Origin of the sequence: Alteromonas sp. CyTr2 (assembly GCF_947311905.1) — a bacterium.
GTDB lineage: Bacteria > Pseudomonadota > Gammaproteobacteria > Enterobacterales > Alteromonadaceae > Alteromonas > Alteromonas macleodii.
In genome coordinates this window covers 12,512-38,174 of record NZ_CAMZMZ010000012.1, presented here as the reverse complement: position 1 = coordinate 38,174, position 25,663 = coordinate 12,512, and the positions used below count along the sequence as shown (strand labels likewise).

25 protein-coding genes are annotated in these 25,663 nt (G+C 45.0%); 15 read left to right on the top strand and 10 right to left on the bottom strand.

Going from position 1 to position 25,663, the window contains the following annotated elements; genetic code table 11:
• The first annotated feature begins 100 nt into the window (after nt 1-100).
• From QME20_RS08740 to QME20_RS08725, 4 genes are all read left to right on the top strand, one after another.
• Nucleotides 101-640, top strand: a complete 540-nt coding sequence (locus QME20_RS08740; RefSeq protein WP_239238500.1) for a CinA family protein — start codon at nt 101-103, stop codon at nt 638-640.
• A 120-nt stretch (nt 641-760) separates the two neighbouring features.
• A complete protein-coding gene (gene recA, locus QME20_RS08735; protein WP_014948506.1) occupies nt 761-1,807 on the top strand; it encodes a recombinase RecA in 1,047 nt (348 codons plus the stop codon).
• Nucleotides 1,808-2,123: 316 nt separating this feature from the next.
• Entirely contained in the window at nt 2,124-2,945 is an 822-nt protein-coding gene (locus QME20_RS08730; RefSeq protein WP_014978519.1) for an ATP-binding cassette domain-containing protein, read from the top strand.
• A complete protein-coding gene (locus QME20_RS08725; protein WP_039224732.1) occupies nt 2,929-4,125 on the top strand; it encodes an ABC transporter permease in 1,197 nt (398 codons plus the stop codon). The genes QME20_RS08730 and QME20_RS08725 overlap by 17 nt, the downstream gene beginning before the upstream one ends.
• 136 nt (nt 4,126-4,261) lie before the next feature.
• On the opposite strand, the gene QME20_RS08720 is transcribed toward QME20_RS08725, so the two are convergent.
• A complete protein-coding gene (locus QME20_RS08720) occupies nt 4,262-4,579 on the bottom strand; it encodes an EscU/YscU/HrcU family type III secretion system export apparatus switch protein (RefSeq protein ID WP_014948509.1) in 318 nt (105 codons plus the stop codon).
• An 11-nt stretch (nt 4,580-4,590) separates the two neighbouring features.
• Complete coding sequence (locus QME20_RS08715; protein WP_281715796.1) at nt 4,591-7,188, bottom strand: flagellar hook-length control protein FliK; 2,598 nt, start codon at nt 7,186-7,188, stop codon at nt 4,591-4,593.
• A 280-nt stretch (nt 7,189-7,468) separates the two neighbouring features.
• Between QME20_RS08715 and ccmA the strand changes: the two genes are divergently transcribed.
• The 10 genes from ccmA (at nt 7,469) to QME20_RS08665 (ending at nt 15,856) form a co-directional block, all read left to right on the top strand.
• Nucleotides 7,469-8,092, top strand: coding sequence for a cytochrome c biogenesis heme-transporting ATPase CcmA (gene ccmA, locus QME20_RS08710; protein WP_014948511.1), 624 nt, complete (start codon nt 7,469-7,471; stop codon nt 8,090-8,092).
• Complete coding sequence (gene ccmB / locus QME20_RS08705; RefSeq protein ID WP_281715795.1) at nt 8,092-8,757, top strand: heme exporter protein CcmB; 666 nt, start codon at nt 8,092-8,094, stop codon at nt 8,755-8,757. Before ccmA ends, ccmB begins: the two co-directional genes overlap by 1 nt.
• The gene (locus tag QME20_RS08700; protein WP_281715794.1) at nt 8,757-9,545 is read left to right on the top strand and encodes a heme ABC transporter permease; all 789 of its coding nucleotides are present in this window, start codon (nt 8,757-8,759) and stop codon (nt 9,543-9,545) included. The genes ccmB and QME20_RS08700 overlap by 1 nt, the downstream gene beginning before the upstream one ends.
• Nucleotide 9,546: 1 nt before the next feature.
• Complete coding sequence (gene ccmD, locus QME20_RS08695) at nt 9,547-9,756, top strand: heme exporter protein CcmD (RefSeq protein WP_014948514.1); 210 nt, start codon at nt 9,547-9,549, stop codon at nt 9,754-9,756.
• Between the two features lie 74 nt (nt 9,757-9,830).
• Complete coding sequence (gene ccmE, locus QME20_RS08690) at nt 9,831-10,325, top strand: cytochrome c maturation protein CcmE (RefSeq protein WP_269349569.1); 495 nt, start codon at nt 9,831-9,833, stop codon at nt 10,323-10,325.
• Nucleotides 10,326-10,328: 3 nt separating this feature from the next.
• Nucleotides 10,329-12,386 carry a heme lyase CcmF/NrfE family subunit gene (locus QME20_RS08685; protein WP_156086027.1) on the top strand — a complete coding sequence of 686 codons (2,058 nt, stop codon included), beginning with the start codon at nt 10,329-10,331 and terminating at the stop codon, nt 12,384-12,386.
• Entirely contained in the window at nt 12,386-13,087 is a 702-nt protein-coding gene (locus QME20_RS08680) for a redoxin family protein (RefSeq protein ID WP_168532548.1), read from the top strand. Before QME20_RS08685 ends, QME20_RS08680 begins: the two co-directional genes overlap by 1 nt.
• Nucleotides 13,084-13,581, top strand: coding sequence for a cytochrome c-type biogenesis protein (locus QME20_RS08675; RefSeq protein WP_061094381.1), 498 nt, complete (start codon nt 13,084-13,086; stop codon nt 13,579-13,581). The genes QME20_RS08680 and QME20_RS08675 overlap by 4 nt, the downstream gene beginning before the upstream one ends.
• Nucleotides 13,578-14,909 carry a c-type cytochrome biogenesis protein CcmI gene (gene ccmI, locus QME20_RS08670; protein WP_061094382.1) on the top strand — a complete coding sequence of 444 codons (1,332 nt, stop codon included), beginning with the start codon at nt 13,578-13,580 and terminating at the stop codon, nt 14,907-14,909. Before QME20_RS08675 ends, ccmI begins: the two co-directional genes overlap by 4 nt.
• A 2-nt stretch (nt 14,910-14,911) precedes the next feature.
• On the top strand, nt 14,912-15,856 hold the full coding sequence (locus tag QME20_RS08665) for an MlaA family lipoprotein (protein WP_281715793.1): 945 nt from the start codon (nt 14,912-14,914) through the stop codon (nt 15,854-15,856).
• Between the two features lie 185 nt (nt 15,857-16,041).
• Here the strand turns inward: QME20_RS08665 and galE are convergent, their stop codons facing one another.
• The 8 genes from galE to QME20_RS08625 form a co-directional block, all read right to left on the bottom strand.
• A complete protein-coding gene (gene galE / locus QME20_RS08660) occupies nt 16,042-17,064 on the bottom strand; it encodes a UDP-glucose 4-epimerase GalE (RefSeq protein WP_239219984.1) in 1,023 nt (340 codons plus the stop codon).
• Nucleotides 17,061-17,363, bottom strand: a complete 303-nt coding sequence (locus tag QME20_RS08655; protein ID WP_014975838.1) for a DUF6170 family protein — start codon at nt 17,361-17,363, stop codon at nt 17,061-17,063. Before QME20_RS08655 ends, galE begins: the two co-directional genes overlap by 4 nt.
• Nucleotides 17,364-17,463: 100 nt before the next feature.
• On the bottom strand, nt 17,464-18,984 hold the full coding sequence (locus tag QME20_RS08650) for a peptide MFS transporter (RefSeq protein ID WP_014975839.1): 1,521 nt from the start codon (nt 18,982-18,984) through the stop codon (nt 17,464-17,466).
• A 217-nt stretch (nt 18,985-19,201) separates the two neighbouring features.
• Complete coding sequence (locus QME20_RS08645) at nt 19,202-20,320, bottom strand: capsule biosynthesis protein (protein ID WP_281715792.1); 1,119 nt, start codon at nt 20,318-20,320, stop codon at nt 19,202-19,204.
• Nucleotides 20,321-20,332: 12 nt separating this feature from the next.
• Entirely contained in the window at nt 20,333-21,007 is a 675-nt protein-coding gene (locus QME20_RS08640; RefSeq protein ID WP_014948525.1) for an ABC transporter ATP-binding protein, read from the bottom strand.
• Nucleotides 21,004-21,783 (bottom strand): ABC transporter permease, encoded by a 780-nt coding sequence (locus QME20_RS08635; protein WP_014978534.1) that lies wholly within the window; start codon nt 21,781-21,783, stop codon nt 21,004-21,006. Before QME20_RS08635 ends, QME20_RS08640 begins: the two co-directional genes overlap by 4 nt.
• Before the next feature lie 2 nt (nt 21,784-21,785).
• Nucleotides 21,786-23,618, bottom strand: a complete 1,833-nt coding sequence (locus QME20_RS08630) for a polysaccharide biosynthesis/export family protein (RefSeq protein ID WP_281715791.1) — start codon at nt 23,616-23,618, stop codon at nt 21,786-21,788.
• 4 nt (nt 23,619-23,622) lie between these two features.
• Nucleotides 23,623-24,021 carry a hypothetical protein gene (locus QME20_RS08625; RefSeq protein WP_014948528.1) on the bottom strand — a complete coding sequence of 133 codons (399 nt, stop codon included), beginning with the start codon at nt 24,019-24,021 and terminating at the stop codon, nt 23,623-23,625.
• A 562-nt stretch (nt 24,022-24,583) separates the two neighbouring features.
• Between QME20_RS08625 and wecA the strand changes: the two genes are divergently transcribed.
• Entirely contained in the window at nt 24,584-25,645 is a 1,062-nt protein-coding gene (gene wecA, locus QME20_RS08620; RefSeq protein WP_278346113.1) for a UDP-N-acetylglucosamine--undecaprenyl-phosphate N-acetylglucosaminephosphotransferase, read from the top strand.
• The last annotated feature ends 18 nt before the right edge of the window (nt 25,646-25,663 follow it).

The following is a 25,663-nucleotide window of genomic DNA, read 5'->3' as shown; positions in this document are numbered from 1 at the left end:
GGGTTTAATGCCTGTTGAGGGGAATAAATGATAAACTCACGCCCACTAAGATCAAGCGAAGATCTGATAAAGCACAACAGGTGTAATTAGGTATATCCAAATGAGCACAACATTTTCAACTGATTCGACAGCAAACGCCACCCCTTTAACGCTTGATAGCGCATTATCTGCGCAAGTTCAGGTGTTAGGCGACGCACTAAGGGAAAAAGGTTGGACTGTATCAAGCGCTGAGTCGTGTACAGGCGGAGGAGTCGCTTTTGCTTTTACCAGTGTGGCTGGCAGTTCTGATTGGTTTAACCAATCCTGGGTGACGTACTCAAACGACGCAAAGCAAAGCATACTGGGCGTAACAGAGCAGACGCTAAAAGAGTACGGCGCGGTGTCGAAGCAAACGGTAATTGAAATGGCAGAGGGCGTGCGCCGTAATAGCGGAGCGCAACTTGTTGTAACGGTGAGTGGCATTGCCGGTCCTGGCGGTGGTAGCAAAGAAAAACCAGTGGGCACGGTATGGTTTGGCTTTTTATGTGGAGAACACGAAGCGCAAATTAAACAGGTGTTTAGCGGCAATCGCGACGAAGTACGTCAACACGCTATTAGCTTTGCGGTTACTCACTTAGTTAAAATGTTGAGTGAAAATTAAAAACACTGGTTGAAACTGTATGCTTGTACAGTATAGAATGTGATCATTATTTGGTAATTTCATACAAGATATGGAAAACACCAATACAGAATTTAACCGCAAATCCTAGAGGATACATACGTGGACGATAACAAATCAAAAGCTTTAACCGCCGCAGTTGGCCAAATTGAAAAGCAATTTGGTAAAGGCGCTATCATGCGTTTAGGCGATAACCAAGCCATGGATATTGAAGCGATTTCTACTGGCTCACTTACCATTGATATCGCTCTAGGTATAGGCGGTTTGCCATGTGGACGAGTTGTCGAAATCTACGGTCCTGAATCATCAGGTAAAACCACGCTAACGCTTCAAGTTATTGCTGAAGCGCAGCGCAAGGGTAAAACCTGTGCCTTCGTTGATGCGGAACACGCCCTTGACCCGGTATATGCTGAAAAACTAGGCGTAAACATCGACGAACTATTGGTATCTCAGCCTGATACTGGTGAGCAAGCGCTAGAAATTTGCGACATGCTTGTACGTTCAGGTGCGGTAGATGTTGTTATTGTTGACTCGGTAGCGGCGCTTACACCTAAAGCTGAAATTGAAGGTGACATGGGTGATTCTCACGTTGGTCTTCAGGCGCGCCTAATGTCGCAAGCGTTGCGTAAGTTAACTGCAAACATCAAGCGTTCAAATACACTGTGTATCTTCATTAACCAAATTCGTATGAAGATTGGTGTTATGTTTGGTAACCCAGAAACTACAACCGGTGGTAACGCGCTTAAGTTCTACTCTTCTGTTCGTCTAGACATTCGCCGTATTGGTGCAGTGAAAGAAGGCGACGAGGTAGTTGGTAACGAAACTCGCGTTAAGGTAGTGAAGAACAAAGTTGCACCTCCGTTTAAGCAAGCTGAATTTATGATCCGCTACGGCGAAGGTATCAGCAAAGAAGCTGAGCTTATCGACCTTGGTGTTAAGCAAAAGCTAGTTGATAAAGCGGGTGCTTGGTATAGCTACAAGGGCGACCGCATTGGTCAAGGTAAAGCGAACGTAATGAAGTTCTTGAAAGAGAACCCTGAGATCGCAAACGAGATTGAAACCAAGATCCGCCAAGAACTTTTGCTTTCTAAAACAATGAAAGCAGAGGAAGCGGTACCTCAGCAAGAAGACGATGTGCTTCCTGAGTAAAATTAGCGCTTAACCGCATATTAAGAACCCACCGCTTGGTGGGTTTTTTTATGGCTTCATCAAAGGGTATATTAAGAAATATTTACTAACACTTAATGCAAGGCTGAAACTTGTACAACAAATAAAAACAAGGAATGCTGTAATAAATATTTGTAAGTACAGACTACTAGGATGCAATGGCCATTACTGCCAAAGCTGGTTAGTACGCTAAAACAATTTTAAACAAATAGAACGGCATAATTTGCGGCTACAGCAAAGCAAGCCTACAACAATAATGAACGGTGCTACTGTTCACACGTGAGAAGAGGGAAGGGAAATGATTGAAATATCAGGCCTTGCTAAGCGTTTTGAGGTGGAGAACCCGAAAAAGCTTAGCGAACAGGAAAAAAAGGACCCGCGATTAAAAGGGCGCTATTTCCAGTCGGTAAGGGATGTGTCGTTTACTTGCGAAAAAGGACAGGTACTTGGGCTCTTAGGGCCAAATGGAGCTGGCAAAACAACCACACTTCGCATGCTTTCAACAGCACTAAAGCCTGATAGCGGAAAAGTTATCATTGGTGGTGAGGATGTGCTTTCTAACCCTAATATTGCCCGTAAAAAAATTGGCTTTTTATCTAGCTCAACGGGCCTTTATGGTCGTTTGAGTGGCCGAGAGAATATTAGCTACTTCGGTGAATTGCACGGTATTCCAAAAAATGTGATTAACGCGCGTATTGAAGAGTTAGCTGATTTACTCGATATGCAAACCTTCCTTGATAGACGTGCCGAGAATTTCTCATCAGGGATGAAGCAAAAAGTTTCTATTGCTCGCGCTGTTATACACGAGCCTGAACTAGTGGTGCTTGATGAACCTACTACCGGCCTTGATATTATGGCAACGAGTACCGTGATGGAATTTATTCAGCGCCTTAAAGATAAAGGTACCCCGGTTATTTTCTCTACTCACCACCTTGATGAGGTGCAAACCCTTTGCGACAAGGTGACCGTGATTAACCAAGGTGAAACGGTATTTAACGATTCGCTAGCTGCCTTTAGCGCTTTGTCTGGTAATGACGGGGCTGGCGGGCAAATGCATAAGAGCTTCCTAAAAACACTATCAATGGATTCTGAGGAGATGGGTAATGTGGTTAATCTTTAAAAAGGAATTCAAAGAACTATTACGGGATAAGAAAACCATCATATTCATGATTGGTCTACCGCTTTTATTATTCCCAGCTATTTTCGGTGTCGCGTTCTTTTTCATGAGTTCAGCGGCGGATAAAGCGGAAAATAAAATACTGAAATACGCGATAGTTGGTGAAGCTTACGCGCCAGCAATTGTTCAGTCTTTTAACGACGCATCAGATAAATTCGAATCGGTTGCGATTGGCGATGAGACTGACTACGCTAAACTCATCAAAAACGAAACATTAGATTTTGTTTTGGTTATTCCCGAAACCTTTGATAGCGATGTTTTGCGTTCAGGTCAGCATAAAATTGAGCTTTATCTCAACGATGCTGGTCTAAATAAGGTGATGGGGCGCGTATCCGACATCATTGATGAATACACCGATGCATTCCAACAAACCGCTTTTGCGCAGCTTAATCTAGATGAAACTCAGCAAGAGGCCTTGCTAAAGCCAATCAAGATAGAAAAGCAAAATGTCGCCGACGATCGCGAAGTGTGGGGTGAACGCTTAGGCGGTATGCTGCCATATTTCATCTTCATCTTGTGCCTTCAAGGCGCTATGGCCCCAGCGGCTGACTTAGGTGCCGGTGAGAAAGAGCGGGGTACATTAGAAACACTACTTATATCGCCGATGGACCGTCATAAGCTGGTACTGGGTAAATTCTTTACTATCGCTACTGCGGGGATAATTACTGCGCTTATTACCGTTTCTTCCATGGCTATATGGGGACTGGTGTTATCGCAAGGCATGGCCGTTGAGTTTGTGGTTAAGATCATGTCGATGATTGGTCTTGTGGACTTCCTGCTGATCTTTCTAATGTTGGTGCCAGTGGTGGCAGTTTTCGCCGCTATTCTACTATCACTTTCAATTTATGCTCGCTCGTTTAAAGAGGCGCAAAGCTACATGGGGTCGTTAATTATGGTGGTTATTTTCCCTGTAATTATAGCCATGATGCCGGGTGTAGAGCTTAAAGGCGGCTGGGTTTGGGTACCGCTGACTAACGTTGCCCTAGCGATGAAAGAGCTGTTCAAAGGTACCATGGACTACTTTGCACTCTTTGGCATATTTACGTCTACCGCAGTGATTGCAACCGGACTGATTTTCTTCTGTATCCATTGGTTTAATAAAGAAAAGGTTCTGTTTAGATAACAAAACTACTTATCTAGCATTCTTGTAACAAGCCCGCTAAACGCGGGCTTATTCTTTATTGAAGCAAGGCTTTTTTATGTGGTGGACAAAATTGATACTCGAAGTGAAGGTTCAATACACTTTAGTTTTGTGTTTACTACACTTCAAAGTCGATACGCTTGATAATTCCCTCCCAACCAGGAGGGATTTTTCCTTGAAGGACATAAGAATAGGCCAGCAACTCGGCAATTACATAATACAGCGATTCAGGGATATCTTGCCCCACATCAAGGGTAGCAAGGACTTCGCTTAAGTAAGGGTCTTCATGAATTAATATCCCGGTTTCTTCAGCCATGGCTATAATGGCTTCCGCCAAATCTCCGTAGCCTTTTGCTACCACTTTAGGTGCGTTTTTCTTATCGCCGCCGTCATACTTTAGTCCGATGGCGCGTTTTGTCTTTTGCGAATCAGTCATAAACGCTTTACCTAAACCCTAGTTTCAAAGATTTGATGAGGACGCGAATTTAATGTGTCCGGAATGTGGCCTCGCTGGTAACTGGTGTTTTCAACAACCAGGCCGAGCGAAGTAAGACGTTTTTGCAAATAGGGTAGGGTATCGCCAATGCGCCTAAGTACTTCATCGTTGGATGCATATAAGTCTAACGTAATGGTGCTTTTATCAATTTTTGATTTTGCCAACACTTGTCCGCTGTCACCAATATCCAGCTTCATCGTGATATTCCAAAGAGAACGTTGGCCTGCTTGTGCGTGCTTATTGTCTTGGCCACCCAGCTCTCGTTTTATCAAGAGTTCTGGTGGACTTTGATGTTGTGAAAGTGATGGCAATATATAATAGAAACTATCTTGCCCTTGAATACGGCTATCTACATTAGCAATTTTGTTTTGCTGGTGGCTACTTAGCAGCGTTTTAAGTTGAGAAAGCAGCTGTTGTCTGCCGTCTAACTGGTTCATGTCTTGGCTAACGCGACTTGGTTGAGTCGTTACCCCCATATTCGCTAACGTTTTTGAAACGATAGAGTCAGGCGCATCTATTTGCGTTTTTAAGCCAGGCTGACGCTGCATGGCACGCCCCGCTAGTGCTAATTGAACTAAGGCGACCAGCCCTTGAACGAAGCTGGAAGCGTTTACGGGTGAGGATAAGTTTATTGGTGTGGTAACCAGCGCCTGTGAGGATATAAGCTGCTGCAAGCGTTGCGACAATCCTTGCTCGTTCATATCGGGCGTTAGTTTTTTCGCGCCGTTTTTTAAATCGCCGACAGCGCCTACGTTCTCGCCAGCTACGCTTTCGTTTGTTTTTGAGCTGGTTAGGCTAGTGGGACTATCTGAAACCACAGATGATATCTCTGCGCCTTTACTTTGCGTAGCTGCTAGTTGCGCAGCAATATTACTCAGTAAGCTATTCGATAAACCTTTGGCCTGTGTGCTTAATGCTTGTGCGAGAGAGGCAAATGACACAAGAGAAGGCTTACTTCCACTGTCTTTTCCTTGCGTGCCAATAGTCTCGGGTGACATGATATCTTTTCCGTCAGTCAGAGACACTTTTGCCGTTGCTAACAGTTGTTCACTGGAAGGCTTAGGCGGGCCGATAAACGCTCCATTAGATATTTTGACTTGCGAAGGTTTCGCGTTGAGTGCATCAAGACCTTTTAGGTGCTGCAAAATTTTATCAAAATGCTGGGCTCCATGTGCTTGAGGAGCGCCGCTGCCTGGCGGTAACTTTCCATTCTCAACAATAGCAACGAGTTGGCTTAATGCTTGGCTGGTACTGCCTGTTTGGCTCAATAATACCCGAGAAAGTGTACTAATTGCGTTGTGTACATCCGTTCCTTTAAGCGATGTGGGAGCCGCTGCTTTTAGGTTTGTAATGGATGAAGAGGCTTCGAGCGAGCTATTTCCCGTGACGGCATCGAGCCCTTTCGCCGTCACCTTTGGTAATTGTGCCAGGTCAAGTTTATTTACCTGCTCCAGATTCAAAGTTGGAGCCGAAAGGGAAGGGGCCGTGCTCTGCGGTAAACTTATTTGTAATAACGCGCTTTGTTGCGCAGTACGAATTGAGAGTTTGCTACCCGTTAAGGTTAACGCAGAAAGCACTTTTAACGCGTTAGTGTCAGCACCAGAACCTTTTAACAGCGCGTTAAGTTGTGGCGGGTTACTCAAGTTATGCTCAACAGCAACGCCGCCTTGCTTAAGTGAACCGGAAATGAGCTTTTGTTGTAAGTTGGTACTTACATCTTTATGGGTGATAGTGGCGAAATTGTGATGGCTGCTTTTCGGACCACTGCTTCCATTTGAAAAATCTTGAGAGATTTGCAAAGCGATTCCACCGCTGCTAGCTCGGCTTAGTCCTATAACGACCTGCTGGCCGACCAGCTTTTGAAGCGCTGCTTTCGCCGTGCTATCCAGCTTTTCAGTGTTTATGTCTGTAAGGGCAACATCCTCGTTTTTAGCCGTGGTGAGAATGAGTTGCCCAAAGTTTTCGCTCTTTGTAGAAATAGAAAGCTGACCCTTAAGCGTAACGGCGGCGTTATTTGCAGCAAGCGCTTGTGCCACGGCTTTCAGTAATTCTGCTTTATCGGGCGCTGACAATGACGCGCCTTGTTGAGACAAACTTGTAGAAAGGAGTATTGCAGACTGAGCGCTTAACTGACTCTGAGGCGCATTTTGAACACTTTTCGTTTCTGGGTTTGAAACCTGGTCTGAAGTTTGAGGCAGAAGAGCAATTTGCGCATTATGAATAGCGTGTTTGGAGAATTTAGCGCTAACTTCTGCGGGTAATACAACGTGCAATACTTGGGCGACCGACGGCGCTAAATTTGACGATGCATTACTCGATGTCATCGTTATCGATAGCACTCGTTCAGGCAAGCGTTCAGCTATCACTTTCGCCGCATTGTCTAAAACGGTAGCCTGCGAAAGCGCAGCGTTGGCAATCACAGGCGTTGCTCCTCGACTCGATCCTTGAGTAGCGGCATCTGAAGACGATAAAGCGGCCGAGACAGGCGACGTCGGGCCAGTTGTTTGATTTAGAGCGGCTGCCAATAGAGATGATAGTGGTGTTGTCATAATTGAGATATCGGCAATGTCGCGCTTTTCCTTACATATTTGAGTATAGCAAAGCTCTGTTTGGCAGTTTCGTTATTAACCAGTTGATAAGATGAAGCAAAAGAATTCATCCTTTAGGCGGAGGGATAACACTTACTCACGACGGATGGCTCTCAGGAAAAATACCTTTGTCATTGAAGTAAATCATATTTAATTGGAATTCGCGACTGCGAAAAAGCGTTCATGTGGTAGACTAGCGCCATTTTTTAGAACCTCTTTTTAAGGTTGGAGTAGCCAGGTAGTGTTAGAGGCGCGCGAATTAACCTGCAGCAAACGAGACAGAACCCTTTTTGAAGGGCTTTCACTGGTTGTCGAACCCGGTGAGTTGCTGTATTTACGCGGTCCTAACGGTGCAGGGAAAACCAGCTTGCTGCGCATTTTAACAGGACTGAGTTCACCTGATTCAGGTGCAGTATTGTACAACGGCATGGACATTTCAGCGGACAAGACAGGTTATTACCAAGACCTTTTTTATCTTGGCCATAAAAGCGGAACTAACGGCAGTCTCTCTGCCCTAGATAATCTATCGTTCTGGCTAGCTCAACATAATGTATCGGTGCCTGTTAACACGCTTTTTGATGTATTAGAGAAAGTGGGATTAGTTGGACTTGAAGATGTGCCTGTAAGGTATTTATCGGCCGGTCAACAGCGTCGTGTGGCGCTATCAAGATTATGGCTAAAGCCAGCAAAGGTGTGGATACTGGACGAACCGTTTACAGCGCTTGATGTAAAAGGGGTTCACATGCTTGAAAAAAGTATGAAAGAGCACGTTGGTCGCGGCGGTCTCATCATTACTACTTCGCATCAACACCTATCAGAAACTGCAGGGGAACACCGTGTATTCGATTTGGAGTACCGCTTTTAATGTCACTTTACCGAGGAATTTTTAAGCGCGACATGCAGGTTGCGTTCAAGCAAAAAGCAGAATTGGTGCAACCTCTGATGTTTTTGCTGATGGTGGTGACCTTATTTCCCTTAGGCGTTAGTCCGTCTCCCGACACCCTTCAACGCATTGGACCAGGGGTAATATGGATTGCGGCAATTTTGTCATCGCTCATGGCGATGGAAAGGCTTTTTCGCGATGACTTCCAAGACGGGTCGCTAGAGCAGTACATGTTATCTGGTATGCCATTACCAGCGGTGAGTGCGGTAAAAGTGGCTGCCCATTGGCTGGTTAGCTTTGTACCATTATTGCTGTTGTCTCCGCTACTAGCCATGTTTTTGAATTTAACGGTCGATATGTATATCGCCCTTGTCTTAACCTTGATATTGGGGACGCCGTTACTTTCCTTAATTGGTGCCATTGCAGTAGGGCTTACCGTTGGATTGCAAAAAGGTGGAGTGCTGTTGGCACTGCTACTTATTCCTGTCTTTATTCCGTTACTGATATTTGCCACGTCGGCTGTGGATTCTGCCGCACTGCAATTACCTTATCATGCGCAACTTGCTATTATTGCCGCCATGCTTTTATTGGCTGCGGCATTGGCACCGTTTGCCATCGCATATTCTTTAAAAGTGAGTCAAAACTAATGTGGAAGTGGTTACATCCCTACGCAAAAACAGAGCGAGCCTATCAGCTTTGTTTAACTTTACAGCCTTGGTTTTGGGTTGGCGCTCTAGCGTGTTTAAGCGTAGGCACCGTGTGGGGGTTGGCCTTTGCGCCTCAAGATTATCAGCAGGGCGATTCATTTAGAATCATCTATATCCATGTACCTAGCGCTATTTTGTCTATGGGCACCTATGTGGCCATGGCGATTGCGGCCTTGGTGGGTATGGTTTGGCAGTGGCGCACCGCTTATATGAGCATGATTGCTATGGCGCCTATCGGCGCAGTAATGACGTTTATCGCTTTGTTCACTGGCGCCGCGTGGGGCAAGCCAATGTGGGGCGCTTGGTGGGTGTGGGATGCACGCCTAACTTCAGAGCTTATTCTGCTTTTCTTGTACATGGGCGTGATTGCTCTTTACGGTGCTTTTGAAGATAAACAGCAGGCGGGTAAAGCCGCAGGCGTGATGGCGCTGGTGGGCGTAGTAAATATTCCTATTATTCACTACTCGGTAGAATGGTGGAACACGTTACATCAAGGCGCGACCATTAGTAAATTCGACAACCCTTCAATTGCCCCTGAAATGCTGTGGCCGTTGTTAATTAACCTGCTGGGCTTCGCTTTTTTTATTGGAGCTGTGACCACTGTACGATTACGTAATGAGATTGTGCTTAGAGAGATGCACAGGCCTTGGGTACAAGCCTTGGCAGCAGAGAAAGTGTCGAAACAGACCAGCGGCTCACCTAACGGTAATTTAAAAGAGGGCAGTTAAGATGCAGTTTGAATCCTTTGCCGATTTTTTAAATATGGGCGGCTATGCATTTTATGTATGGCTTTCTTTTGGCGTTACCTTCTTAGCAATGGGCATTATCGCTATTCAGAGTTTTAGTAAACATCGCGACCTTTTAAAGCAGGTAGTGGTGGAAAAAGAACGCAAAGCGCGTATTAAAAAAGCGCGACAGCAACAGCAAGTAAACACCTAGTGTTAATGTGAAAAGTGAACTTAGCATTCATTTGCGTTTTTATTGTTTATTAGTTTTTTCGAAGTGAGAGTTGCATGAACCCGAGACGAAAGCAGCGACTAGCCGTAGTGGGAATTATCGGTTTTTTAATAGTAAGTGCAATTGGACTGATGCTTTACGCGCTTAACGACAGTATTGACCTTTTCTATACGCCAAGCGAAATCATCGAAGGTAAAAACGGCCAGAAACCGCAGGTTGGCCAGCGTCTTCGTATAGGCGGTATGGTGGTACCTGGCAGTGTGAAAAGGGATCAAGAAAGCTTAGCGGTGAGCTTTGACCTTATCGATACTGGCCCAACGGTGACTGTGACTTACACCGGCATCCTTCCTGATTTATTCCGCGAAGGCCAAGGCATTGTAGCAACGGGTGTACTTACTGGTGCAAGCAGCATTAAAGCGCAGGAAGTGCTGGCTAAGCATGACGAAGAGTACATGCCGCCAGAACTTGCTGAAAAAATGAAAGGCATTAAGCATGTAAAACCTGAAAATATGCCAACGTATGAGTCGTCAAACGGCGCCGGGAGCAAATAATCTATGGTACCTGAAATTGGAAATATTGCGCTGACGCTTGCGCTAGTGCTCTCTATATTATTGGCCGTTTATCCGCTATGGGGGGCTCACCGTCAGCACGAAGCGTTAATGGCAACCGCCAAACCACTGGCAATCGGCTTATTTACCTTCACGCTTATCGCCTATGTATGCTTAACCTACGCCTTTGTGACTGACGATTTCAGTGTGGCGTATGTTGCCCAGCATTCAAATAGTCGACTTCCTATTTATTATAAAATTACCGCCGTGTGGGGCGGCCACGAAGGCTCATTTCTTCTGTGGGTGTTGATGCTTTCCATATGGACAGTAGCAGTGGCGATATTCAGCAAGGGTATTCCTCTTGCTATGGTTGCAAGGGTGCTGTCGGTGTTGGGAATGGTGGGCATCGGTTTTTACTTATTCATGCTGCTTACCTCAAACCCGTTTAACAGCATGCTGCCGTTTTTCCCGGTAGATGGACGAGATCTTAATCCACTGCTGCAAGATTTTGGCATGATCATTCACCCGCCTATGCTTTATATGGGCTATGTTGGCTTTTCTGTCGCGTTTGCTTTTGCAATTTCAGCACTAATTTCAGGTCAGCTAGACTCAACCTGGGCACGCTGGTCAAGGCCCTGGGTCATTTCTGCTTGGGCGTTTCTCACCGTGGGCATTGCGCTAGGTAGCTGGTGGGCGTATTACGAACTTGGCTGGGGTGGCTGGTGGTTCTGGGACCCAGTAGAGAACGCCTCTTTCATGCCTTGGCTGGTCGGTACTGCGCTAATGCACTCGCTAGCCGTAACCGAAAAGCGAAAGGCGTTTAAGTCGTGGACCGTACTGCTTGCAATTGCCGCATTTAGTTTGAGTTTACTTGGCACCTTCTTAGTACGTTCTGGAGTGATTGTTTCGGTACACTCGTTTGCAAGCGATCCTACCCGAGGCTTATTTATACTGGGAATATTGATTGTACTTAGTGGCTTTGGCTTGCTGCTTTACGCTATGCGAGCAGCTTCACTTAAAAGCCCAGGCCGCTATCAAGCGTTTTCCCGTGAAGTGTTGTTAATGGGTAATAACGTCTTTTTGTGCGCAGCAACACTAGTTGTATTGTTGGGTACACTACTGCCACTTGTACATAAAGAGTTAGGCCTAGGCAGTATTTCTGTAGGCGCTCCGTTCTTCAATCAAATGTTCACCTTATTGATTGTGCCATTCGTACTAATGCTAGGTCTTGGCCCGCTCACGCGCTGGAAACAGCAAAAAGCCAGTGAATTACAAAAACAGCTATCAATCGCTGGCGGTATTGCACTAAGTGCAGGTGTGTTAGTGAACTTTGCCTATGATGAACCAACCTATATGGGCGTTTTAGGCATGGTGCTGGTGTTTTGGATTTTAGTCACTACAGTGCAAGAGGTGTTGCAGCGTCTATCGGCAATGCCATCAAGTAACAGTGACAATGCATCGGTGCTATCTAAACTTCGCAAGCTTACGCCAAGCCACTGGGGAATGGTGCTGGGCCATGTGGGTTTTGCTATCTGCATTATCGGCATTACGCTGGTTTCAAACTATGAAATGGAGCGCGATGTGCGCATGGACATCGGCGATACCGTTTCTCTTGGCGGTTATGACTTTAGCTTTAGAGATGTCGTCAAAGTCCAAGGTCCGAACTTTGAGGCGGACAAAGGCGTATTCGACGTTTATCAAGACGGTGAATTAATCGCGCATCTAGAGCCTGAGAAGCGTTTGTATATAGTACAGCGTATGCCGATGACTGAAGCCGCTATTCACTCAAATCCTATAAGAGATTTATTTATCGCTATGGGCGAGCCTTTAGACAATGGCGCATGGGCCATCCGTATTTATATTAAGCCATTTGTTATCTGGCTATGGGCGGGCGCAGTGGTTATGGCTATAGGCGGTATCTTCTCTATTAGCGACAAACGTTACCGTATGGCTAAAGTAAAAAAGATCAAACGTGTATTTGGTGGGAAAGGTAAAAACGACGCTGAGCAATCTCATGGTCAAGTATCCACTCCATCAAATGCGTCAGTGAAAGGAGGCGCATAATGAAAAAAGCACCACTCGTTGCTATTCCGTTAGTGTTGTTTTCTTTGCTGGTCATTTTTCTGTTTAAAGGGCTTTTTTCTGACCCCAGAGAGTTAGATTCTCAGGTTCAGGATAAGACGTTACCTGCATTCTCACTGCCAGACCTGATGAAGCCAGAGGTGACCTATACACCTGAAGATTTAAAGGGCAAGGTCACCATATTAAATGTATGGGGTGTATGGTGCGTGACCTGCGCTGTTGAGATGCCGTACCTAACTCAGCTAAAGAACGAACAAAACGTTCACTTTGTGGGTTTGTATTTTGATCAGGACTTAGACCCAGACTTTGGCACAAAAACACTGAGCCGTGTTCAGCAAGAAGTTACCGACATGCTCAGCCGATACGGTAACCCGTATGCATATAATATTTTTGATGTCTATCGCGATACGTCCCTCGACCTTGGAGTCACAGGAGCGCCAGAACACTTTGTTATTGACGCTGAAGGCATTATTCGTATGCACCACATAGGCGATATTAACGAGCGTGTTTGGAACTCGAAAGTTGGCCCGCTTTATAACAAACTGGTGGCAGAAGCGTCTGGTAAAACAGGCAATGACAAAAAGGTAGATGTGGATGCAGTTATGGCCTCAGAGCCTACATTGTCGAACACGCTTAATGAAAAGAATAATCAGAGCTCCGCAAGTGCACAGGGAGGGAAATGATTATGTTATTGACGACCTCTATCCACAGATTCGCAAACGCTAGAGCCATAGCGCTGAACGTTTTCGCAATGCTGTTTGTGTTTAGCGCTTTTTCAGTAAGTGCGGCTGAAGATAAGTTTTCTTTCGACACGCCAGCTCAGCGTGAAAGCTTTTTAAAGCTTACCGCCGAATTACGTTGCCCTATGTGTCAAAACCAGAATATTGCTGATAGCGACGCCATGATTGCCCATGACATGCGCCGAAAAGTGTACGCGTTACTAAAGCAAGGCAAAACAGAGCAAGAAGTGATTGATTTTATGAAGTCACGCTATGGCGATTTTGTGCATTATCAACCGCCAGTTACGGCTGCGACCTTGTGGCTTTGGGCCGGTCCAGTCTTGTTTATTTTCATTGCCTTAATTGTGGTGGTTCGCCGCAAATCGGTAACACCACCAGAAGATATGGCTGCTAAGTTAGCTAAAGCAGATGAAATGTTGGAGCGAGAGAAAGAATGAGTTGGTCTGAGTTTTATATTATTGTTTCAGGCTTAATTACGCTTGTTCTACTAATTGTCGCTTTCCCATGGCTGCGTAATAAAAATCACGCAAAACAAGACAGTTTAAGCAATACGCAAATTGTTAAGCAGCGCCTTGCCGAACTTGATCGTGAAGTGCAAGAAGGGCTCATTAGTGAGCATGACAAACGACAAGCCGTTGACGAACTAAAACTAGCGCTTGTAGATGAAAGCGCATTTCAATCTCATAAAACGGGTAATGCAAAACTTCCGCTCGCGATTGGCGCCGTGCTTGCGATAGCCTGCGGAGTGATTGTATATGCGCAGGTAAACCAAATGGGTCGAGTTACCCAGGCAAGCCAAGCCATTGAAGCGTTGCCCGAATTGAGTCAACAGCTTGCCAGCGGTAATGCGAACAACCTGACCCAACAAGACATTGCTAGCCTTGCTCTTGCTATACGCCAGCGTTTGAGAGAAGAGCCCGAAGACGACACGGGATGGATGTATTTTGGCAGATTGATGCTGAGTATCGGTCAAGAAGTGCAGGCCATTGAAGCTATTGATAAAGCGGTAAGTTTGGCACCGTCTAACTCTGCTAATCGCATTACGCTTGCTCAAGCCTTGATGACCACAGGGGATGTCAATAATCTTGAACGAGCGCAATCTATCTTGTTGGGCTTGCTTAACGACAATCCAGCGAATGATAATCTTGCGCTGATGATGGCGGTGGTCTCTGCTCAACTTGGCGATCTTGAAAATACTCAGCGTTTTTATAAGCAAGTTGAAGGTAAGTTACCAGTAGATAGCGATATGGCGCAGCGTTTAGTTGCGCGTATAAAAGAGCTACAAGGGAATACCAGTGAAATGGCAGCGCTACAAAATACAGCCGCTGAAATTACTGATACATCAACAGCGCAAAATGCCAGTAGCGAAGCGAAAAATGCTAGTAGCGAAGCTCAAAGTGATAGCAGCGAAGCGCAAACCGGCTTTAATATCACGGTGAATTTATCTGACGACGCTAGCATAGAAGCGCCTAAAGACGGTTTCTTGATAGTGTTCGCTCAAGATGCGAACTCTGACAACAAAATGCCTGCCGCTGTGGTTAAACTGCCGATAGAAGACTTCCCTGTTTCCGTTACTCTAACCACAGAAAACGCAATGATGCCACAATTCACGCTAGCAACACTTTCTGATGTGGTGGTTACCGCAAGACTATCCAAAGATGGTAATGTGGCAGTTTCAAAAGGCGAATGGCAAGGCAGTGTGAGTGCAAGCGTTACTGCCAACGAAATATCTTCACTAAGCGTTATTATTGATAAGGAATTATAAGTATGGAACTGTCTAAATCACTCGCAACCGGGTTGATTATTGCCGCAAGTCTTTTAGGTGGCTGTGCAAGTAACCATACGCAAGATCAAGCTAAAGCGTATTCTCAAGACACTGGGTCGAACGCACCAGTAGTGGATACTCCAGACCCCCGTGACCCGTTCGAGCCGGTTAACCGTGAAATCTGGGACTTTAACTGGGATGTGTTGGATGCCTACATCTTACGCCCAATAACAGTTACCTACGTGACTGTGATGCCTCAGCCTGCGCGAACTGGTTTGGTGAACATCACGGACAACCTACAAGAGCCTGCGAACTTTTTGAATAATATGTTTCAAGGCAAGGTTGATGATGGATTAGATAGCTTGGCTCGTTTTTTAATTAACACCACGGTAGGGTTAGTTGGCACTTTTGACGTTGCGTCAAAAATTGGCATTGAGCGTAAACGCGAGCAGTTTGGTGAAACTCTGGCTGTGTGGGGATTAGATACTGGGCCTTTCTTAATGCTGCCCTTTTTAGGCCCAAGCGATCCGCGAAGCTTCACCGGTGATTATGTTGACGGTTTTGCGTTTCCAATGTCGTTACTCGAAGGGTCTGTAAACTTAGCGCGTATTGGCATTTCGGTACTTGAAACACGAGCTCAATTACTTGATCAAGAAGCGCAGCTTGAGCAGTCTGTTGATGACTATGCTTTTGTGAAAAATGCTTACTTTGAAAACTTGGAGTTTCGCGTTACCGACGGTAAAAGCGGCGATAAAGCCATTGATGATGAGCAGCTAGATGACTTTGCTGATTTTGAAGCAATGTTGGAAGGCAATGACTTTGATAGCTATGAAGAAACGTCGGAAGAAGGTGTTGATGAGTCGACAGATTCAGAAGATACATCAGTTGATGACAGTGAGAAAGCTAAGCTAAAAGAAAAAGACGCCAAGTCGAAAGACGGCAAATAGAGAAAGAGTAATACTTAAAACGATGTTGGATAAAGTTCGGGGGCAGGGTTTAGTTATTGTTATCTAACCTCAACTTCAACGTCACTCTAGCTATAAATGCCCGCACAAAAAAAGCCATGCTCAACAGCATGGCTTTTTAGTTCTAGGTATGTGAACAAGCCTATTGGCAGCGTTCAAACGAAAAGCTAATCCTTTGGATAGCCCATCGGGTTTTGTGACTGCCAGTTCCATGTGTCGGCACACATGTCTTCCAAGCCTTTTTCTGCATGCCAGTTAAGCTCTGTAGCAGCTTTTGTTGGGTCGGCATAACAGGCTGCCACATCGCCGCTTCTACGCGGTGCAATCTTATAGGATACGGTTCTACCCGAGCCTTTTTCGAAAGCTTTGATCATTTCGATGACTGAATAGCCCTGACCTGTACCCAGATTGTATTTGTCTAAGCCCATGTTAAGGTTTAAACGATCAAGTGCTTTCAAGTGACCATTGGCAAGGTCAACAACATGGATATAGTCGCGAACGCCGGTGCCATCAACGGTATCGTAGTCGTCACCGAACACGCTTAGCTGCTCTAGCTTACCGGTAGCAACCTGAGAGATATAGGGCATTAAGTTGTTCGGAATACCGTTCGGATCTTCACCGATCTGGCCAGATTCGTGTGCGCCAACGGGATTGAAGTAGCGAAGCAATACAATGTTCCACTCGTTGTCCGATACGTAAAGATCGCTAAGCATGTGCTCAACCATAAGCTTCGACATACCATAAGGGTTTGTCGGGTTGCCAGTGGCCATATCTTCACGTAGCGGTAGCGATGCTGGATCGCCGTAAACCGTTGCAGATGAGCTAAACACAATATTCTTTACATTGTGCTTCTGCATAGCTTTACATAGCGTTAGCGTGCCGTACACGTTGTTTTCATAGTATGAAAGTGGCTTTTGCACAGACTCGCCGACGGCTTTTAAACCGGCAAAGTGAATAACGGCATAAATGTTATGCTCGCTGAATATGTCATCTAACACGGCGGTATCGCGAATGTCACCTTGAACAAAAGTAACCGACTTGCCTGTTAACGCTTCTACGCGACGAAGTGATTCAGCACTTGCGTTTGCAAGGTTATCCAGCACTACAACACCGTAGTTTTGTTCAAGTAACTGTAAAACTGTGTGACTACCTATATAGCCTGCACCACCAGTGACTAAGATGGTCTTCATGCATTCTCCTTGCTAGACGGTTGCGCAATGTATTTAGCGCAGATGGAATATTGAATAGGTTTTACAACCAATGGATAAATTAAAAATACCACAAAAGCCCACAGTAACGAGGTCCAATTTGACGCGGTTTGAAGAATAAATGCGAATACGGGGACAATGACGAGTAACTTTAGCACATTCAGTAAAGTCTTCTCAGGGACAGATAGCCGCTTTGCGGCCTGATCAAGCAACTTAACGCGCTCTGTCAGTGGAAGACCTTTTAAGGCAGGAATGTCTCTGGTAGAAAAATAAAACTTCATAGGTTTATGCAAATGCCCTTAATAAAAAACCGCCGGAACGTTACGTTGCGGCGGTTATTGTAGGGTAATTGGTCAGCACTTAAAACATGCTAACAATAAATTACGCTTTTTGTTCAATACCTGCTTTTTCCCAAAAACGAGATTTAAAGCTCATTAAACCAATCACGATGGCAATGGCGATGCTAAATAGGGCAATCTGAAGATACAGGTCTGGCATTTGCTCTACGTTTTCTGGGTCGAAGTTACCTGAAAGTAAGCCAGCAATGATGTTACCAATAGAGTAAGTCAGTACGAATACCCCCATCATTTGCCCTGCGAAACGCTTAGGCGATAGCTTACTTACTGCACTTAGTGCAACTGGGCTTAGGCACAGCTCACCAACAGTGTGTAAGAAGTAGGTAGTAACCAACCACATAGGCGCAACTTTAAGGCCTTGTGCAGCATATTGAGACGCCATAAACATTACCAAGAAGCCCGACGCCATAATAACGATACCTACGGCACACTTAATTGTGTACGACGGGTCAATCATTCTCTTAGCAAGGTTAATCCAAAGGGCAGCGAAGAAAGGCGACAGAATGATTATAAATAGCGAGTTTGAAAGCTGGAACCATACTGTTGGGATAGCGTCCATCCCAAACCAAGAGGTAAGTAGCGAGCCGCTTTCAAGTACGCGGTCGGTATAGTTCTGTGCGAATAGGTTGAGTGAAGAACCAGCCTGTTCGAAACCAGACCAGAAACATGCTGAAGCAACACACACTAAAAACAGCGCCCACATGCGCTTTTTCTCATTGTCGCTTAGCTGGCCTTTGAAATAAATGAACCCGAAGTAAAGGAAGAAAATTGCGGTAAATACGATGGCAACTTGTTGAGCAAGGGCAACTGGCTCAATAACGATAGTGCCCATGTGTGCAAGCACAATTACCACAACAGCAAGTGCAATCACTGCCCATACGCCCATCCATGCGCGCTGTTTAGCCGCACCTTGATATGGGTTTGCAGGAGCAACAGAATCAGCCGATAACGAACGGTTGCTGAAGTAATATTGAATTAGGCCGATTGCCATACCGATAGCAGCTGCACCAAATGCATAGTGCCAGCCCCAGTTTTCCTGTAAATAACCGGTAACTAGGTAGGCGATGAGTGAACCGATGTTTATGCCCATGTAATATAGCGCATAACCACTGTCACGACGGCCGTCGTCGTCGCCATATTGCTGGCCAACCATCGCAGAAATATTAGGTTTTAGTAAGCCAGTACCCGAAGCAACGAGGATAAGGCCCACGAAGAAAAGGTTTTGCAAGTCTATGGCAAGTACCACGTGGCCTGCGAAGATGATAATACCGCCATACCATACGGCGTTTTTACCACCGATTAAGCGGTCCGCTAACCACCCGCCCGGTAAGCCTAGAAAATATACCGCACCTGTGTATAGGCCGTAGATTGCGCCAGCGGTTGCAACGGTAAAGCCCAAACCCTGCGTTTGTAAGCTCGCGGTCATGAAAAGAACAAGTAGCGCGCGCATACCGTAGTAACTCATGCGCTCCCACATTTCTGTAAAGAATAGCGTTCTTAGGCCCCCTGGATGGCCGAAAAAGCTAGTATCGTTAGATGGTTTCATAATTATATTTTAATTCCATATTGCTTATGGTTGTTATTGTAGAGCACTTATAGGATAGGCTCTTTGATTGTCGTCCGTAAGGCGGATAGCTTCTTATACTAGAGCTTGCTTAAAGACACAAGATTTGGGCGACAAACTTCATCAAAGCGGTGTCAACCGACTAAGTCTTGAGCGACTTAGTCGATTAAACTGTTGGCTTGCTAAACAGATGGAGGCACTAAAGCTCGCGGATAGTAGCTACTACAATTCGTACTATTCCATAAATAAGCAGCAATGACACACCAAAAAGAACAAGGTTATAGATAACCGTGGGGTAAGCATTATCATCTGGAAGGGTAGGTGATTCTACAGTTACCAAGTGTTGTAGTTTTTGGTATGCCTCTACGCGCGCGTTTTCTAGTGTAATCAGCGATGAAGAGTACGCTTGAATGGCCAATTGAAGCTGAACCTGAAGATTACTGTATTGCGCCATAAGCTCACTCACAGACAGTGCTTCACTTTTTCCTTCAGCAGTACTAATTCGCTCCTTCTGTTTTTCTACTTCTTTTTGTAGAGCAGCTATTTCACGCTTAATGTTAATCACTTCTGGGGCGACGTTAGACATCATGGTCGACATAGTGCTCAGCTCAGCTTTTTTCTGGGCGAGGGTTGCCTCTAATGAAAAAGCGATTTGCTGAAACGCTGCACCTTCGGCAGTAGGGTCGAGCACGTTGTATTTGGATTGAAAGGCTAAAATTTCAGTTTTTGCTTGTTGAAGCTTTTGTTCAACAATCTCATGTTCACCTTTCGCAAAAGTAAGCTTTGACTTCGCTAAGTTGTTATTGATGTTATTAATAAACTCTTCCGCTTTATCAACAATAGCTTGGTTTATTATTTGCGCATATTCCGCGTCGAAAGCGCGAGTTCGCAAACTAATGACAGAAGACGCCGAATCCACGCTAACGTCAATATGGTCTAGATAGAACTGGTAAAAGTCTTCTTGCTTATGTGAAGACGACAAACCGCTAAACATATCAGCTTTGTCCGACATGTAGTGCTCACGAAGCCCTATGGTTTTATCGAGATACTTAATCATGTCGGCAGATTGAATGTAAGCTTCCACAAGCTGACTTTCTGTACCACCTGACGCGCCTGAAACACCGGCTGCCATAAGCAGGGATGAAGGGTCGAAGCTGCTGCCGCCGTCACTTGATTTAACAATAAGTTGGCTTTTACTTTCGTACTGTGGCGCAGCCCATAGAACAAGGTATACGGCGTAAAGTACCCATGGAAGAACAAGCAACAGCATTTTGTGCTTGCTGAGAAGGGCATTGAGCTGTGTAAGAGATTTTTCCACTGTGATTTGAACCTATTTTAGTGATTTCTTATTGTCTGCATCCTGCGTATAAACGTCGATGCCTTCTTCGAGATCGTGATAATAAGTAAGTTTGCCTTCATCTATGATAACGGCAGACGTACAGAACTCGCGGATTTGGTCAAGTTCATGGCTAACCATAATAACGCCCGCTTGTTCACTTTTTTCTTTTAGCGATAAACGCGCTTTTTTTCTAAAAAGCGGATCGCCTACAGATGTCGCTTCATCGATAAGGTAAATATCAAAATTAATATTCATGCAGCACGCAAATACGAGTTTGGCGCGCATACCAGATGAGTAAGTTTTTACAGGAAGGTCGAAGCGTGCGCCGAGTTCGGCAAATTCTTGCACTTGCTCTTCGTATTCTGGAAGCGATTTGACGTTGTTAATTCGGCCCACAAAACGCGTGTTTTCACGGCCTGTCATTTGCGGGTGTACACCTGTTTGAAGGGCAACCGGCCACGACATGGATTTATTCGTTAGTACACGGCCTCTGTCAGGGTATTCGCTTTTTGCTAGCATACGGAAAAGAGTCGACTTACCCGCGCCATTTTTACCTAAAATTGCGACGTTATTTTCCGTAGGAAAATCAAAATTCAAATTTTTGAAAATATATTGAGGGCCCATTTTACTGGGGTAACTCTTTGTTAAATTCTCAATTCTTATCATCGAGACAACACCTTCTTCCATGTGATGTGATACATCGAAAGGCTTAGGAAGAGAAAAATAATGGTAATCTCAATTAGAAAGCCAAGGGATACGCCCTTTGTTCCATAGGATTCGAAACAAGCGTAACGGGCGAGTTCATTGAAATGAACAAGAGGATTCCACGTTAAGTAAGGCCAATACTCTTCAGGCAGATCTTGAAGACTGAAAAAAACGCATGAAATAAACATTAATGGGCGGGTAAGCATTGATTTTATCTTATCCACTTCCGGCACGAATGCGGCAGCGATAGCAAAAATCATCCCTATGGATATTGAAAATACCCACAAAAGAAGAAACAGAGATATCAGCAGCAACGGGTCATTTACCGTAAAGGTCTCGCCCATCAGGTAAAGCGCAAGACATAGTAATGCGACAACCACTACCTTTACTGAAAACTCGAGGAAGCCCGCTGTGAGTATCGCTGAAATAGGTTGAACCTGTCTGAACGCATAGAGCGGCTTATTTCTGCGCACAGAAGTTGATACTGACTGGAGGCATGTAGTCAAAGACTGCAGCCCGACCATACCGATCATCATAAACAGAAAAAGAGGAATAGAGTGGATATCATCGCCGCTGATCAGTCCACGAAGGTATGACAGCGCGAAGATAAAGGCAAAAGGCTCTAAAAATGCCCAGCCTAAGCCAAATTTATCGTTAAATTTACTTTGAAGCTCGCGCAGGAAAAGCGCGAATATCACGCCTCTCCATGCGTAGAGCTGGTCTTTAAACGTTACCATGTTTAGTTAGTAGCTACGTTGGCTGCAATAGCAATCTGATAAACAATCTGAGTAATGTCTTTAACCGCTTGCAATAGCTTGGTATCGATAGCAGGCAAGACGATGATCTGATCACCTGGTTCTAACTTACTATCGTTGCTAGCTAGGAATGAGCTGTTGATGCTAGTAAAGGTAACATTACCATTTTTACGAACAATAAGGATTCGTTCGTCTTCAGCACGTTCAGTGAATCCGCCGGCCCAAGCAACATAATCTTCAGTCGTGGCTTCTGGGTTAAAGACTACTGACTGAGGAAGTAACACTTCACCACCTACGTGCACTAAGTCAGTTACCTCTGGGATGACAATAGTGTCATTCGGTTCTAGCAGAATATTTGCGATATCACCATTTTCAGAAACTACGACTCTGCCTTGAGGCTCAATCTGGCGAGCACGTGCGATAAAGTCAGCGACAAGCTGAGCTTCTTGGGCACGGATGGCTCCTTCACCCGTCGAGCTAATGGGAGCGGTATACATGCTCCGCTCAAGACGCTGAAGACCTTCTTCGATGATTTCTTTTTGCTTTACAGCAACGCTTTCTCTTAACAGATAAATATTCTGGGTATCAGAAAGGGCTGTATCTGCTTCGATGTGATCTAGTACATCGATAAGGCGTGTGCCTTTATCAACCATAATCTGAGATGCGCCAGCAAATGCGCCAGCCACATTAATGCGATAGATTTGGGGCTCGTGGTCAGCAAGGTATTCAACCGTGTCACCTGCACTTAGTTCAAGTGAAGCAAATTCATCCAAACTCAAGTAGCGAGCAAACTGTTTGTTATTTCGAATACCAGATACCGAAGCATGGGAGGAAAACTCACCTGGTCGCGCAAAGTAATTCACCACGCCGCCGTTCAATTCTTCGTTAAGAAACTCAAAGGTGAAGCTATTTCGAGCGCCTGTTTCAACGACAATAGTGTTGCCAATTGGGTGCACTAATATGGTATCGCCATCTTTAAACGACATCTGAGGCAACTTACCATTTCTGAAAAATGCATATAAATCGGCAGTAGCGACTACTTTACCATTGCGCACTACGTCTATCTGCCTAAAACTTCCGCGCTGAAAATCAATACCACCAGCGCGTTTTAGGTAATACAGCACGCTATCTGAGGCGAGGCCTGCATATTGACCAGGTCTTAGCACCGGGCCAGAAACGAAAATTGACACGGGCGTTGATGTAAGAAGGTTAACGTAAACATTTACATCGTTTGTATAAACCTGTCTGATTTTTGCAGTAACGGTTTGATTTACACTGCCAGCAGGTGTATTTGCAACACGGATAGGACCAATGTTAGGAATAAAAATATTGCCTTGATTATCAACGGTTACTACGTCAGAAAAGTTAACCGCCCCCCACAGCCATATTGAAATTTTATCGCCCGGTGCAACGAGATAGTTGTCATTAAGGCCTGAGCTACGCTCTGATTCAAAACCACCAATAAATAAATTGGCTGCAAAAGGTGGGTTTTCCATAGGCGCTTGCGCAGGAAAAACAGTATCAATAGTTGGCTCGCCAGGTAAGTTTACGCCATTACGAGGCTGGGTTGAAAACTGCCCCATGGCATTCGCAGAACCGCTAGCGCCTGGAAGCGTTCGCTGGGTTGAAATACTCAGTGGCGATACGGACTGATTAGCAATGCCGCTACTCTGGCTCTGCTGAGCTCTTTCTCTTAATTGCTGCAATTGTTCCATGCTTTGCGCGCTAGCCGTGCCTACATAAGCGAAAAGAAGTGACGTTGCACAAGCCGCTAGCGTCAGGCGCTTTAAAGTTTTTTTGATGCTGGTTGACTGCATTTATCTATTCACCTTGCACTGTTGCCGAAGCTACTAAGGGAGTAATAACTCGCCATTGACCGTTTCGCTGACATGTCGTCATTTTACGCTGAATATCAGAAGACGCTGTTTCACCGTCTTGTAAAGAAAATCGGATACATTTATTGCCTGTGGCGGATATATAGTGCTTCAAGGACTCGTATTGGTGGCCATTGAAGCGTATTGAAAATGATTCCTGCGTATCATGATAAATGTTGGCTTTTGGAATATTTATTGCAAGCTCTTTGTCCGGTGCGAGGGAATAAGCAAGAGAAGAATGCACCAAAGGAATGTCAGCCTTAGTGGCGGTAGGAGTGTTAGAACACCCAGCTACGCCTACCGTAACTACGATAGGTAAAATTAGACGAGATAATTGTTTGAACATTAGCTTTCATATCCATATAGCAATTTCGCGCTAGGATAACATAAGTTTTAAAAAAAGCATGTTCGCTATCGCAGTTGCTGAATTGTCTGAGTCTTCACCAAGACCGCAAAATAGAAGACAAGTTCATATCAATAGTGTAACTCGATATGTTTTTGGCATTGCAAAGACTGGAAATAGACGAGTAGGTTAACAGGTTAAAGGAATAAAGAAGTTTTTCAATCGTTACAAAAGAAGCTGAGATAGTTCGAGAGAGGCGGCGAGAAGACGCACAACAGGTTCTCTTTTTAGCGGTGATTAAGGTTATTCTCGCAACAAATGAGTTTTTGACACGTTTTGATACGTTATTTATGCATGAAGGGTGGTTACTTAGACAAATGTTTTATATTATATCGAAGTTTTCTATCCGCATACTCATAACAAGATGCCCTCATCGCGCTGGAAGAAATGGAAGTTGTAAATAAATGGAAGCAACATTTAGTTTTTTATCAAAATTTGCATGTGTATTGACAGAAACTACTACAAATAGCTGTGTTTTTGTCGGTAACGCGAGGTTGTGTGTTTTATGCTAGCTTATTTGCAGTTTGTCCCGCTTTTTACTGCATTTTTCGTCGCCCTTATCCTTTTGGTGGTCATGACGCCTTTAGCGCATCAATTTGGTTTAGTTGACCAACCATCAGCGCGAAAACGTCACGCCGGAATTGTACCTCTTACAGGTGGCGTGGCTATTTTCATGGCCGTCCTTGTTGCCAGCGTTGCTACTGACGTTTGGATGAAGAACGATCCCTTGTTTTTTACCGCATCGGCGTTTGTTGTGTTACTTGGTATGCTAGACGACCGCTTTGATCTCAGTGCTAAAGGGCGTCTTATGTGCCAATTTGGCGTAGCAGCGATCATGGCATGGAGTGCACAAAATTATATTACATCTCTAGGTAATATCTTCGGTACAGGTGAGGTATTTCTCGACCTAGGTGGGTATTTCTTTACGATCATTTGTGTGGTCGGTGTCATCAATGCGTTTAACATGATAGACGGTATTGATGGATTAGCCGGCGGTATGAGCCTTGTTATTCTATTGACAGTTGCGGGCTTTTTGATCTTTACTGGTAACGGAGCTTCCATTATGGAGCCGCTTATCATCGTTGCAGCTATTGTTCCGTTTCTTGCTTTTAATTTGAGTTGGAAAGGGTTTAAAGGCAACAAGATATTTATGGGTGATGCCGGCAGTATGTTCGTTGGGCTCACTATCGTATGGCTGCTTGTTGATCACACTCAAGGTGAAGCTGCCGCATTTAGGCCCATTACAGCAGTGTGGTTAGTCGGCCTTCCATTAATGGATATGGCCGCGATCATGTATCGCCGTGCACGGAAGGGGCAATCAATGCTCAAACCTGACCGTCAGCACCTTCACAATATCTTTATGCGTGCAGGGCTTAGCAGTAGAAAGTCACTCGTTGCTATCCTTTTGCTCGGAGCATGTTATTGCTTAATCGGTATATTAGGAGAAGTCTATCAGGTAGCTGAAGCCGTCATGTTCTGGGGCTTTATTGGGCTACTCGTCGTGTACAGTCTTGTTATCCAACATATTTGGAGTGTACTGCGCTTTGTGAAGCGATTAACCGCATAGTTTGAGTAAAATCGTGGC